Here is a 13,281-nt window from a genome sequence, read left to right on the forward strand (position 1 = left end):
TTTTTTTTGGCTGTTTATCACCATTTTGTGTCGAATTTCGATAATGTCTTCTGTGATATTATTAATAATAGTAATGAACGATAAAACAAAGACAGTTACTCAAAGTAAAGAGCCGTTAAATGAATGATAAAAAGCAATATTCAAAAGTACCAAGTAGTCGCTTATCTCGCTTAGCTAAACTGGGTTCATTAGCTACGCGAGTCGCTTCAGGCATGGTTGCAGAGGGAGCAAAGCAACTTGCAACTGGGCATCGACCACATATCAGCGACTTGATTTTAACGCCAAATAACGTAAAACGTGTTGCTGATCAATTAGCCGATTTGCGTGGTGCCGCGATGAAAGTTGGTCAGTTATTATCAATGGATAGTGGCGACTTATTACCCCCCCAATTAACCGAATTATTGTCGCGCTTACAAGCCAATGCGAAACCGATGCCGATCAGTCAATTAAATCATTCTCTAGAGCAACAATGGGGAAATGATTGGCAACAGCAGTTTAGTCAGTTCTCTTTTTATCCTATTGCTGCCGCCTCTATAGGGCAGGTGCATCAAGCAACAACCCAGGATGGGCGTTTATTGGCACTAAAAATTCAATACCCAGGCATTAATAAAAGTATCGATAGTGATGTAAATAACGTGGCGACGTTATTGAATATTAGTGGCTTAGTTCCCAAACAGATAGATGTATCTGAATTATTAAACGAAGCTAAAAAGCAACTTCATGCTGAAGCTGACTATTTACTTGAAGCGCAATATGTAAAGCAATATCGCCAATTATTAGCCTCAGATGCACGTTACGTATTACCTGAGATTGTTGATGATTTAACAACCCAACATATTCTTGCAATGACTTTTGTTGGAGGAATAGAGGTTGAGGCATTGGTACAGCAACCACAAGCTGTGCGTGATCGTGTTATCGAATTGGCCTTTAATCTTCTGTTTCGAGAGGTGTTTGAATTTAGATTGGTACAGACAGATCCTAATTTCGCTAATTATCGTTACGATCTTGATACTCAACAATTAGTATTGCTTGATTTTGGGGCAACACGCGTTTATCCAATCATTATTGCAGAAGGGTATCGTCAGTTAATGGCGGGGGCGGTAATGGATGATCAACCGCAAATGTTAGCCGCATTAAAACAAATTGGTTTTTTCTCTCAGCCAATTGAACCTCAAGCACAACAGGCATTATTAGCTCTGTGTTTAGAAGCATGTGAGCCGCTAAAATATCAAGGTGTGTATGATTTTGGCCGATCCGATATGGTGCACCGTATTCGAGACGCGGGTCAGCAGTTAAGCATGAAGCAAGGATATTGGCATACGCCACCCGCTGACGCTATTTTTCTACACCGTAAATTAGGTGGGCTTTACTTATTAGCCGCAAAGCTAAAAGCAAGGGTCGACGTCCATAAAATATTTTTACCCTATATGACTGAATAATTATATAGCTGGGCTTATTCATGGCGAGTCAAGCGGCTCATATTTAGAATATCAGTTATTATTTTGAGTAATTTATACTTAACGCAACAGTGATTATACTGACCACTTCCTAAATTAATTTGTATGACAAATGCCCACAAAAAAGTAATAATGTTATGAATGGTAAACACATCTCTTATGCAGTACAAAATATTGACGGATTTTCCTTCGATTCAAGCGACATTTCTAAAATAGCATTGGTTACTGAAGGCGGAGGCCAGCGTGGTATTTTTACTGCCGGTGTCTTAGATGCTTTTTTAGAAGCTGATTTTAATCCATTTTCGTTGATGGTGGGCACATCAGCTGGATCACTGAATTTAGCATCGTATATCTGCGGTCAATATAAACATGCATATAAAGTGATCACTCAAGCAACAACAGACCATCATTTTTTTGATGTTTATCGTTTTATTTTTGGCCGTGAAGGGTTAGATCTTGATTGGTTAATGAAGCAAACGCAGACCAGTTTTGAGCTTGATTGGCAACAAGGGCGTGAAAATATGCGTTCGCGTACAGTCTTAGCCTCAGCAAGTGGTACTACAAGCCACCAAGCGGCATATTTTAACTTAAACAGTGATAACTGGTCGCTGGCATTAAAAGCGTCTTGTGCCGTGCCTGTGTTAAATAAACAACCAATATATTCTCAAAATGAATTTTGGGTTGATGGGGGATTATGTGCTCCGATCCCTGTGCAAGAGGCATATGAACGTGGTTATCGTCATATTGTTGTAATACGAACCGTACCAATAGATACATCATTTGATCATTGTTGGATGACAAATATTCGTCGTGCTTTGGGGCATTCTAAAGCGGCGGGTATGATTGAAATGTTGTTAGAGCACGAAGATAATTACCGTAAAACCCAAGAATTTTTAAGCAATCCGCCAGATGACGTTACTATTTTTGAAATTCATCCGCAAAAGCCATTGAGTTCAAAAATGATCGGCAGTGATTTGGCATCACTTGATATGGATTATCACTTAGGGTATCAATCAGGTAAATATTTTTTAAATACTGTTGGTCGTCATATTAATATCAAAGATGCTCCTTATAAAACAGACTATAAGCATGACACAGAGAACGTAGATTTAATGAAATATGCTTAATGTTTATATTCAAATGATGCCAGTATGCCATGACATATTTGAGGAGCTTTTACTAAGAAGTTGCTAATCAATGAACCAGAGTAATGTTGAATTTTCAACCAAGGAGTCGGTGTTTACACAGTTAATGGAAAATGACGTTCATAGTATGTGGTTACATCGCAAGCAAAGTGCATTTAGTGGTAAAGATGGCGTTCAGATTCAGTGGATTAGCGTAACTAACCCCATAAATACCCGTTGTATTGTGATTGTAAATGGACGTAATGAAAGCTTTTGGAAGTACCAAGAAATTTTCTTTGAATTTTCACGACAAGGTTATGATGTTTATGGCTATGATCATCGAGGCCAAGGTGCTTCTGGGCGGTTAACGACAGATCCTGAATTAGGTCACGTAGATAACTTTGATGATTATGTAGATGATTTAAATGGGTTTATCACTAAAGTTGTAGATAAAGAAAAAACCTATCAACACCGCTTTTTATTGGCTCATTCAATGGGTGGTGCAATCACCACACTTTATTTAGAAAAATATAATAGTCAATTTGATGCGGTAGTACTGAATGCGCCGATGTTTGGCATTCATATGCCAGTACCGTTAAAGCTGGTGGCATCATCCATTGCCAAGATCATGGAACATTATCAACATGAGCCATCGTATGTGCTAGGGCAAAAGCCATACCATGAAGAGCCATTTGAAAATAACGCCTTGTGTCAAAGTAAATTACGCTATGTTTGGGCTAAGCATTTATATCAGCTCCATCCAGAATTACGGATTGGTGGTCCAAGCCCTCGCTGGTTATGGCAAGCAATTGAAGCGGCAGATCATTGTATTCGTGACGTTGAAAAAATAGAGATCCCAGTACTATTATTGCAAGCTGGTAATGACACAATTGTTGATAATAATAGTCATCATCGGTTTTGTGGTCAGAGTAAACATTGTCATATGAAAGTCATACGTAATGCGCGTCATGAAATTTTAATGGAAAAAGATACAATACGTAATCAAGCTTTGTGTGAAACTTTGGCATTTTTTAATCAATTTATAGTGTAAATTGATTAAATATATCAATACATAACCATAGAATACAAAATAGCGGCTGCATTTATTGATTAAATGCAGCCGCTATTATTTGGGTACTTTAAAAGCTAATTAATTGATAATTAAGCTAATTTTTATTGACAGATGAACCAAGATTTAGCATCAGCTTCTATAATGGCTTGTTTGTGCCATGGCAATGGTGTTGATATAGGCGCAATACGAACATCACCTTTAATCTTACGTGTTGCAAGTACACGCACACGGCCATCTTTTACGCTTTCAATCGTGCCTTTATACGTCACACCGTAAGCATCGTCTTTCGACTTTTTATATATACAGACACTCTCACCTACATGAGAGGCAATAAAGGCTGTCTCTTCTGTCCATGCTTCTTCTGCTGGTGCTGGAGAGGCATCATCAAGTTGCTCAATGGCTTTAGAGCTCATTAATGTACGATGCACTGAATAAGGTTGGTAGCCTAATAACGTTGCACCATCTACCCATGCTGATTGTGGAATATCACGGTTTTCAATAATACGCATCGTCACAAAAGGACCGCCAGAACAGATATCGGCCCACAGATCAATGGAAGAAATGCGTGCAGCAAAGAGGGGCGTTTCTTGATCAGTATTTGGATGTTGAACACACCATGTGCCAGTATCTAAATTAACCAGTGAACCTTTATTAATTGAACAAGTTTTGGCTGCCAATTGATTAAATTGTGCCATATCCTGTTGTGCTTGTTGATCGCTATTAGAGCAATAACGGTAGCTATAAGAAAAGGTTTCTTTCGGATAAAACATACCTTTATCAACAACAACACCATTACTGCGTGACTTATCAGCAGCGATAAATTTTTTGGCTACTGTTTTAAAGCTGTAATCAGGTGCTGGTTTTGGTGGTGGTGGTGTTGAACTACAACCCGCAATAACAGCAATAACTGCAGCGAGTGAGACGCGGGTAAAAAGGGTGTTGTACATTACTTGCCCCCAGAGAAAATGCTTTTTCATATACGAGATAAAAAAGCGCTAATAATAAATAAGTCTATAGGGGACAACAGAAATTGTTAGGAAGCAAGCCATTATTCTGTTAAATAAAATGAGCGTTAATAGATTCAATGAGTTAGTGATAACAAAGATTTACTTATGTGGTTCTATATTCACTTATAGCCGTGATTGTGGAGAGGGATAACGTAATCAGCCCATTGACGTTAAACGCCAATGGGCTGAAAAAGTGACTAATAATTAAATAGTTTAGTCAGCAAAAGTATCTAGCAATGTTTGCGAAACGATAAAGTAGTTAGTACCTGTTTTCGCTTCAACAAAATCAAGTAAACGGTCGTAATGGCCATTACTGTCAGCATTGATCATTTGTTGTAATGAAGTGCTCATTGTAACAGGCGATGCCGTTAAGCCAATAAACATGGTGCCATGTTCCATAGCATTGCCGTAAGGACGATTTTGGCGTAGCATTTTGATTTCTTTATCATCAACGATAACCTTACTCTTGTTGTTGTGTGCCCATACAGGCTTCACATCATCGTCAAGTTCAATATCATCAAGTTTAGTACGACCAACAACTTGTTCTTGGTATTCAGTCGATTGCTTGTCCCATAAGCCTTGACGGTCAATATAACGTTGAACCGTTAAGTAACTACCACCTTGGTGAATATCAAGATCATCAACCACTAATACCGCTTTCATGCGAGATTCATTTTTAGGGTTTTCAGTGCCATCAACAAAATCAATCATATCGCGGCTATCAAGGTATTTAAAACCTTGAATATCTTCAATTAATGTTGCCACATCTGCAAATGCTAACGCTAAATATTTAGCCGCTTGGTAGTTTAAATCCATACGTTCAGATTTAATCATGATAAACACATCACCAGGCGTGCTTGGGAATTGGCGTTCGCCATCAGCCATTGCTTCAAAATCTTTAAGTAAAGCTGGTGTTGGTGTTGTAGGGAAAGCCGTTGACCAACCATGGCGAGACACACCAATTGTAAAGCTAAGGTCTGCGGTTGCGTCTTTTTGCCCAATGGATTTTTCAATGATCTGAATTTTCGCAAAAGCGTCAGTTACCGCTTCTGGATTAGCATCTGCTTTAAAAACAAAAGTGAGATATTCAGCAAACGTATTTGGATTTGATAAAGCACCGGGTTGGGCACGTTCAGATGACATTGCATTCATAATAGTAGACCTTAATTAAAGCTATCTTGTTACGGTACGCTTTTTAGATAGCGAGCTATAGGTAAATTTTTGTAATGTAAAGTTTCACATTTTAGACTGTAAAATGATACCTAATCTGTTGTTAATAGTGAAACAACGAAGTGCATTAACTGTTTATATCGTTAATTATTTTTACTTCTAATGGTATTAACGTGACGTTATGAACTTAGTAGGGTGTTTTGTAGATAAAAGCACATAAAGGCATGAGGCAAAAAGACGACATAGTGAAATAAATCTTTGCGTTTAAGCATGGATTATTTGTAAGGCACGAATGATCAAAACTACGCAATAAATAGATTTATTACTAGTGTTTTTGGGTTATTTTCTTACGAATATGGCCTTGTTCACAAACTTGTTGTTATGTGCTTTTTTCAATTAAAAACCTTTGATACTAAGTACTGCATGTCGACACAGGTTTCTTTAGGAGGGTATTGTGTCTATTAACTCTATCGATTATTCAGAAATTTCTTCCGTTTCATCTAAGTGGGAACACAAAGACGATTCGGCGACCAACATCGCAGATAGCAAGAAGCAGCAAGGTGCTGCACGACGACGCATTGAGATGCTACGCGATATTCAAGCCAGTGGGCTAACCCTTGCCGAAGCGCGAGAGTTGGGTTTATTACACTAGATATGAGATAAATTAGCGCATTAGCCAACCGAGGCCAGATGCATGAAACGGTTAATTGTAAATTGTATGGCAACGCTAACAATGTTGAACATACAACATCAGAGGCAAGGTAAGGCAACTTACATTATTAACGCGAGGTATAAGCATACTGCTATAGCTCGCACTCTGAACTCTTCTTAGGGATACTTATCATAGTGTCCCTTTTTCTGGTCTTAATATTCCCAGTAAAGCAATTCTCTCTTATCTATTTCAGAAAACCCATGCCAAAACAATTGCCATCATTCCTTACCGTGAATACCCGCGAACGCGATAGAAATCTATTCACAGCGCGTTGAATGTTTAAAGTAATATATGGCTGTCCTGTATATTACGCGAACTCGCCTTAATCCTTTCGGTATTGTAATGAGTGGCAAACCCAACCCCGTCATTCCCTACAGTGAATGCCCGCGAGGACGATAGGGAATCTACTCACAGCGCGTTGAATGTTTAAAGTAAAGATGTGGCTGTCCTGTATTACGTATTGCAATGAACGACAACCCAACCCCGTCATTCCCTATAGTGAATGCCCGCGAGGGCGATAGGGAATCTACTCACAGCGCGTTGAATGCTTAAGTAAACATGTGGCTGTCCTGTATTACGTATTGCAATGAACGACAACCCAACCCCGTCATTCCCTACAGTGAATGCCCGCGAGGCGATAGGGAATCTACTCACAGCGTGTTAAATTTTTAAAGTAAACATGTGGCTGTCCTATCTTCGTTTGATGCAGATCTTTTATACTGTATTTATGCACAGCAGCAGTTATTAGTAGAAAAACTGGAAACTAAATGGCAAGTGCCCGATTTTGTGATTACTATCGGGATCCATAAGTAAAAATGCATCTGATTTATAACGTTTTTTATATTATTAAAAGATAAATACGGGCGTATGTTCAAAGAACAAATTCGGGCAAGTTGTTATATCGTTTTTTTTAAGTTTATTGTTTTAAAGGATTAGACATGATTCAACTCAGACCAATGACCTCAAATGAATATCCAGCGTATTGTGATTATTTCATTGATGATTACAGCCGTGAAATAGCTGAAAACTATGGCCACTCAATGGATAGGGCGGTCGAATTGGCTAATCAGGATCTTCTTCGTAGTTTTCCTAATGGTCTGGAAACGAATGATCATGAATTATTGTGTATTGAATCTGGCTCAAAATTGGTTGGTTATCTGTGGCACTCGATTAATGAAAATGATAAATCGACGTTTATTTATGACTTCTTCATTTTTCCAAATTGTCGCAATAATGGGTATGGGAAATTAGTAATTACAGCTCTTGAATCACAATTGAAATCGATTGGTATTGAGCAAATAAAATTACGAGTTGCGTACCAAAATCAAAGAGCGTTAAAACTGTATCAAGAAGTTGGTTTTACTATTTCTGGCTATAATATGTCAAAGAAAATAGTAAATTAGCATTCTCGATATAACAGATAAGGATATGTGTCGAGCAGCCGACACCTATTCAAGTGTTGGACAAGCCCGAGCAACCTTATATAAGTAAATATTGCGAATGTCATGAAGGGTGGTGCTGAAAAGAAATTGAGCGTTATCCTTGGTGTGAACCAATCAATTTAATTTATTGATTTATAATTAGATCCTCTTTAATTATTACGCGTTGATGCCATTATCCTTATTATTTTACACAAAAATATAGGACACCCATAAATTCCCCTTTAGAAAACAGAGAAGAATTAACGCTATTGTCAGGGCTGATTACCGTCATTCTCTACAGTGAATGACCACGAGGGCGATAAGGAATCTACTCACAGCGCATTGAGTTTTTAAAGTAAATATATGGTTGTCCTGTATTATCTTTGAGTAGATCACGGATAGTTTCGTGCCTCAACTTCCGAGATGATGGATATTGGGCAGAGTGAATGCCAAATCACCCCCGTCATTCCCTACAGTGAATGCCCGAGAGGGCGATAGGGAATCTACTTACAGCGCGTTGAATTTTTAAAGTAAACATGTGGCTGTCCTATATTCGCATATAAGGTCAGAAAAAAGACTTGGTAACGTAGTTGCTTGGTTGAATTTATTAAGTCGCTAACTTCTGCTGGCGTTAAAATATCAGGTAATGTTTTAACTTGTGGTGGCTTAACAATATTAAGCCATTTCCAGTCTCGTTGAAGTACATGCTTAAAGAAAAACTGTAATCCATTACGATCAATTCTGACGGTGCTCCATGAATGGGTTTTAATCAGTTGAGCAAAGTATTGCTTAAGATCCTCTGTGGTTAACGTATCAGGCGATTTATCTAAATGGTGAGTAATGCGACGAAGTGCACGACTATAACCATCAATAGTGGCAGGACGTTTACCTTGTAAGGTTAGGTGGGTAACATGTTGTTCATAAAGATAATCTGAACGTTGTTGTTGTTCGTTATTCATCATTAATACTCCATTATAAGGAGTATTAAAGGTAGCTTAATCGCTGTCTGCTTTACTCTGCCGCGCAGCGGCTTCGTTCAACAAGGCATTTAAGACGGATTCCCAACGCTTGGCATTTTCGGTTTAATTCGGCTTAAGTTTTTACAGCGCAATGGCTTAGGTCAGGTGGTAGGCGTTGCTCACCACTTAATGCATGCGGCGTTATGTAAATGAAGGCTATTTGGAGTGAGAGTGAGCTATGAGGCTGAAGTTCAACGTTTTTGGCAAAGTCATGTCAGTCTCACGGCAGTCTGAAGAGTGGGTGTTATTCCTTGAATCGGATGTCGGAATGAGAATCAGAATTTATGATGTCATTATCCCATCAGATCTTAATAAAGAAGAGTTAGCGCAATATCTTGATGATATCTATCATGAATCAGCAACGGCCAGCTATACGTCAGTATTCCAATTAAACGATAATCGGTAAACTTAAGTTATAGGCTTAACGACCGCGTAGGGTATTTACATAACAGATAAGGATATGTGTCGCGCAGCCGACACCTATCCGAAGTGTTGGACAAGCCCGAGCGGCTTTATATAAGTAAATATTGCGAATGTAATGAAGTGTGATGCTAAAAAGAAGTCGAGCGTTATTCTTGGCGTGAACCAATCAATTTAATTCATTGATTTATAATTAGATCCTCTTTAATTATTACGCGTTAATGCCATTATCCTTATTATTTTACGTTTTTATCTGGGTCGAAAAATCCCCGCCAATTGCATGACATGCTGACAGCATGGACAAAAGGGTTGTGCCGTTAAACGGACAATTTTTTGTTGTGATGGCAACGTCAGTTGCCCTGCTAACATAAAGGCATATTGGATCACTTGAAGTTGTTTCTTCTCATGTCCTCGTAATAAACCATAATCACGAACTCGCCTTAATCTTTTCGGTATTGCAATGAACGACAACCCACCCCCGTCATTCCCTACAGTGAATGCCCGCGAGGGCGATAGGGAATCTACTTACAGCGCGTTGAATTTTTAAAGTAAACATGTGGCTGTCCTATCTTCGCTATCTTGAAGTACATACTTAAAGAAAAACTGTAAACCATGACGATCAATTCTGACGGTGCTCCATGAATGGTTGTTAATCAGTTGAGCAAAGTACCGCTTGAGATCATCAGTGGTTAACGTATCAGGTGATTTATCTAAATGGTGAGTAATGCGACGAAGTGCACGACTATAACCATCAATCGTGGCTGGACGTTTACCTTGCAAGGTTAGGTGGGTAACATGTTGTTCATAAAGATAATATGAACGTTGTTGTTGTTCGTTATTCATCATAAATACTCCATTAAAAGGAGTATTAAAGGTAGCTTAATCGCTGTCTGCTTTACTCTGCCGCGTAGCGGCTTCGTTCAACAAATGCATCAACACGATTTGCTACATTCGGCGTTCTCAGTTTGCCTTTAGTTTCAATGATTAAGGCGGTAAGATTCAGTTAAGTCTGTATCGTAGCAAACGTGTTATGCAGGCGTTAGGTGTCATTATAGAATTGGTGACCATATCTCGTTTTTGTTAAGCATTTTATCGCATACTAAAGGCGTTTTTTTGAAGTTTCAGATTTATTCAGAATAAGAGGACTTAAGTATGACACCGTATATGAACCGTAATGGTAACTCTAATGTAGAGGCATATGAGATTGATGGTGATTCAATCACAGTAAAATTCATGTCTGGAAGATGGCAATATTATTTATATACGAGCCAGAGACCAGGGGCAGCAGTGGTTGAGCAAATGCAAGATCTTGCTAGACAAGGACGAGGCTTAAACTCATATATCTCACGAGTTGTCAGAACCAATTTTGAGCGTAAGTGGTAAACACCTAACAGATAAGGATATGTGTCGCGTAGCCGACACCTATTCAAGTGTTGGACAAGCCCGAGTGGCCTTAGCCTTATATAAGTAAATATTGCGAATGTCATGAAGGGTGATGCTGAAAAGAAGTCGAGCGTTATCCTTGGCGTGAACCAATCAATTTAATTCATTGATTTATAATTAGAACCTCTTTAATTATTACGCGTTAATACCATTATCCTTATTATTGAACGTGGTTATCTGGGTCGAAAAATCCCCGCTAATTGCGTGACATGCTGACAGCATGGACAAAAGGGTTGTGCCGTTAAACGGACAACTTTTTGTTGTGAGGGCAACGTCAGTTGCCCTGCTAACATAAAGGCATATTGGATCAGTTGAAGTTGTTTCTTCTCATGTCCTCGTAATAAACCATCATTACGAACTCGCCTTAATCTTTTCGGTATTGTAATGAACGACAACCCAATCCTGTCATTCCCTACAGTGAATGCCCGTGAGGGCGATAGGGAATCTACTTACAGCGCGCTGAATGTTTAAAGTAAAGATGTGGCTGTCCTGTATTACGTATTGCAATGAGCGGCAAACCCAACCCCGTCATTTCCTACAGTGAATGCCCACGAGGGCGATAGGGAATCTACTTACAGCGCGTTGAATTTTTAAAGTAAACATGTGGCTGTCCTATCTTCGCTATTTGATATTGTTAAGAGATAAATACGGGCGTATGTTCAAAGAACAAATTCGGGCAAGTTGTTAATATAATAAGTTGTTAAGTCTCACCATAAATTAGGAGGTAAAATGGCAATATCAGATGGAGATGCGAAACTCTTATGGGGACGGGCAGCCGGTATTTGCTCGAATCCAGATTGTAGAGCTGACTTAACAGCAGTGCTGGAAGAGGCTAGAAGCTACAATGTTGGAGAAATGGCTCATATAATTGCAAGAAGTGAGCAGGGTCCAAGAGGAGCAACTGGCGGTGGCGCAGATACGTATGAAAATTTAGTTTTGTTGTGCCCAACTTGCCATCGACACGTTGATAAGTCACCTGAGGGAACTTTTACAGTCGAACAGCTCCACGGTTGGAAAAATGACCACGAGCAGGCAATACGATCTTTATTTAGCGACAAAACATTTGAAACGTTTGAAGAGTTAAAGCGTCAAGTAGCAATGCTTTTAATTGATAACAACTCAGCATGGGAAAATTTTGGTCCTCAGTCAAAAGCTGCTGAAGATCCGGGCTCAAATACACATAAAGTATGGGCGTTGCGTAAACTAGATTTAATTATTCCAAATAATCGAAAAATCGTTAACATGATCGAAGCTAATAAACACTTACTTGAAGTCTCTGTTTTAAAGGTTTTTGCAACCTTTAAAAGTCATGTGAACTCATTTGAGCTGAATCAATATGAGCGAGTCGATCAATATGTAACATTTCCCAGTGAATTTTCAGAGGTGTTTGGGTTATGAGTAATGGTAATAATGATTGGAGTGTACCTTTTAGCCAAATTACATGGTTTGATAGGTTGTTAAACAATCACAGCAATGTTCAAAGTGTTAACCGTAGTAAAGATATATTCTTCGAAATCACAAGGAAAGCACAGGGCGACACTCTTAAGGTTCTTTGTTTGCGTGAATATACTATGGGTCTGACAATGGTTCAAAGAGCTCAAGAAGAGTTTGGGGATCTTGATATTATTTATATTGGTGGTGGTTGGAATGCAAGTACAACGGATGCCAAACAATATGGTATAGATAATAATATTGGTATTTACGTATCTGACGAAATGTCTGGAGCACTATGGAAAGATGACTTCTGGAATTACTTCAAGAAAGATCGTGACGGAAATAAGGTTAGCTTTATCCGCGAAGAATGATCTTTGGGGAGTGTATGGCTTCGGTTCATTTTTTCGTGGAGGGGACTATAATGACATTGATATCTTATTAGTTTCTACGCTAGATGCAACTTCACCTTTGAGCACATACAAAAGCTGTAGAGAGACATTGAAACAGCTGTCAAAAAAATGGAATGTTGAAATTGATATTACATTTTTGACATATGGTGAGCATCTACAAAAACCTTTGCGTGAACATGACTCATTATTTGAAATATGGCGTCTAGAAACTTAACAAATAAGGATATGTGTCGCGCAGCCGACACCTATTCGAAGTGTTGGACAAGCCCGAGCAGCTTTATATAAGTAAATATTGGGAATGTCATGAAAGGTGATACTGAAAAGAAGTAAGCATAGGACACCCATAACTTTTGCAATCCATTACGATCAATTCTGACGGTGCTCCATGAATGGTTGTTAATCAGTTGAGCAAAGTATCGCTTGAGATCATTAGTGGTTAACGTATCAGGTGATTTATCTAAATGGTGAGTAATGCGACGAAGTGCACGACTATAACCATCAATCGTGGCTGGACGTTTACCTTGCAAGGTTAGGTGGGTAACATGTTGTTCATAAAGATAATATGAACGTTGTTGTTGTTCGTTATTCATCA

The 13,281-nt window shown here is 38.8% G+C and carries 11 protein-coding genes and 5 pseudogenes; 9 read left to right on the forward strand and 7 right to left on the reverse strand.

What is annotated here, in order from left to right:
* Positions 1 to 119: 119 nt before the first annotated feature.
* The 3 genes from CZ809_RS01400 (at position 120) to CZ809_RS01410 (ending at position 3,632) form a co-directional block, all read left to right on the forward strand.
* Positions 120 to 1,439: an ABC1 kinase family protein gene (locus CZ809_RS01400; protein ID WP_080155662.1), complete on the forward strand. Its 1,320-nt coding sequence runs from the start codon at positions 120 to 122 to the stop codon at positions 1,437 to 1,439.
* Between the two features lie 155 nt (positions 1,440 to 1,594).
* Positions 1,595 to 2,584 carry a patatin-like phospholipase family protein gene (locus CZ809_RS01405; protein WP_080155663.1) on the forward strand — a complete coding sequence of 330 codons (990 nt, stop codon included), beginning with the start codon at positions 1,595 to 1,597 and terminating at the stop codon, positions 2,582 to 2,584.
* 70 nt (positions 2,585 to 2,654) lie between these two features.
* A complete protein-coding gene (locus CZ809_RS01410) occupies positions 2,655 to 3,632 on the forward strand; it encodes an alpha/beta fold hydrolase (protein ID WP_306341413.1) in 978 nt (325 codons plus the stop codon).
* 122 nt (positions 3,633 to 3,754) lie between these two features.
* Here CZ809_RS01410 and CZ809_RS01415 read toward each other — a convergent pair whose 3' ends face one another.
* Together CZ809_RS01415 and CZ809_RS01420 are read right to left on the reverse strand one after the other, a co-directional pair.
* Positions 3,755 to 4,600 carry a hypothetical protein gene (locus CZ809_RS01415; RefSeq protein ID WP_080155665.1) on the reverse strand — a complete coding sequence of 282 codons (846 nt, stop codon included), beginning with the start codon at positions 4,598 to 4,600 and terminating at the stop codon, positions 3,755 to 3,757.
* 273 nt (positions 4,601 to 4,873) lie between these two features.
* On the reverse strand, positions 4,874 to 5,812 hold the full coding sequence (locus tag CZ809_RS01420; protein WP_080155666.1) for a Dyp-type peroxidase: 939 nt from the start codon (positions 5,810 to 5,812) through the stop codon (positions 4,874 to 4,876).
* Positions 5,813 to 6,284: 472 nt separating this feature from the next.
* Here CZ809_RS01420 and CZ809_RS01425 point away from each other — a divergent pair, with 472 nt between their 5' ends.
* A complete protein-coding gene (locus CZ809_RS01425) occupies positions 6,285 to 6,482 on the forward strand; it encodes a hypothetical protein (protein ID WP_036791113.1) in 198 nt (65 codons plus the stop codon).
* Between the two features lie 998 nt (positions 6,483 to 7,480).
* Complete coding sequence (locus CZ809_RS01430) at positions 7,481 to 7,945, forward strand: GNAT family N-acetyltransferase (RefSeq protein WP_080155667.1); 465 nt, start codon at positions 7,481 to 7,483, stop codon at positions 7,943 to 7,945.
* A 572-nt stretch (positions 7,946 to 8,517) separates the two neighbouring features.
* Here the strand turns inward: CZ809_RS01430 and CZ809_RS01435 are convergent.
* Positions 8,518 to 8,922, reverse strand: a pseudogene (locus CZ809_RS01435) (site-specific integrase); the annotation flags it as partial.
* Between the two features lie 238 nt (positions 8,923 to 9,160).
* Here CZ809_RS01435 and CZ809_RS01440 point away from each other — a divergent pair.
* Positions 9,161 to 9,388 (forward strand): DUF7661 family protein, encoded by a 228-nt coding sequence (locus CZ809_RS01440; RefSeq protein WP_080155668.1) that lies wholly within the window; start codon positions 9,161 to 9,163, stop codon positions 9,386 to 9,388.
* A 263-nt stretch (positions 9,389 to 9,651) separates the two neighbouring features.
* Here CZ809_RS01440 and CZ809_RS01445 read toward each other — a convergent pair.
* Both CZ809_RS01445 and CZ809_RS01450 read right to left on the reverse strand, forming a co-directional pair.
* Positions 9,652 to 9,858 (reverse strand): annotated as a pseudogene (locus CZ809_RS01445) (IS91 family transposase); the annotation flags it as partial.
* A 126-nt stretch (positions 9,859 to 9,984) separates the two neighbouring features.
* A pseudogene (locus CZ809_RS01450) lies at positions 9,985 to 10,245 on the reverse strand (site-specific integrase); the annotation flags it as partial.
* A 309-nt stretch (positions 10,246 to 10,554) separates the two neighbouring features.
* Here CZ809_RS01450 and CZ809_RS01455 point away from each other — a divergent pair.
* Positions 10,555 to 10,785 (forward strand): hypothetical protein, encoded by a 231-nt coding sequence (locus CZ809_RS01455; RefSeq protein ID WP_080155669.1) that lies wholly within the window; start codon positions 10,555 to 10,557, stop codon positions 10,783 to 10,785.
* A gap of 233 nt (positions 10,786 to 11,018) precedes the next feature.
* Here CZ809_RS01455 and CZ809_RS01460 read toward each other — a convergent pair.
* A pseudogene (locus tag CZ809_RS01460) lies at positions 11,019 to 11,225 on the reverse strand (IS91 family transposase); the annotation flags it as partial.
* 349 nt (positions 11,226 to 11,574) lie between these two features.
* Here CZ809_RS01460 and CZ809_RS01465 point away from each other — a divergent pair.
* Positions 11,575 to 12,243, forward strand: coding sequence for an HNH endonuclease signature motif containing protein (locus tag CZ809_RS01465; RefSeq protein WP_080155670.1), 669 nt, complete (start codon positions 11,575 to 11,577; stop codon positions 12,241 to 12,243).
* A complete protein-coding gene (locus CZ809_RS01470; RefSeq protein WP_080155671.1) occupies positions 12,240 to 12,650 on the forward strand; it encodes a hypothetical protein in 411 nt (136 codons plus the stop codon). Before CZ809_RS01465 ends, CZ809_RS01470 begins: the two co-directional genes overlap by 4 nt.
* Positions 12,651 to 13,039: 389 nt before the next feature.
* Here the strand turns inward: CZ809_RS01470 and CZ809_RS01480 are convergent.
* Positions 13,040 to 13,279 (reverse strand): annotated as a pseudogene (locus tag CZ809_RS01480) (phage integrase N-terminal SAM-like domain-containing protein); the annotation flags it as partial.
* Positions 13,280 to 13,281 lie beyond the last annotated feature (2 nt).

Origin of the sequence: Photobacterium piscicola, assembly GCF_900166965.1 — a bacterium.
Classification (GTDB): domain Bacteria; phylum Pseudomonadota; class Gammaproteobacteria; order Enterobacterales; family Vibrionaceae; genus Photobacterium; species Photobacterium piscicola.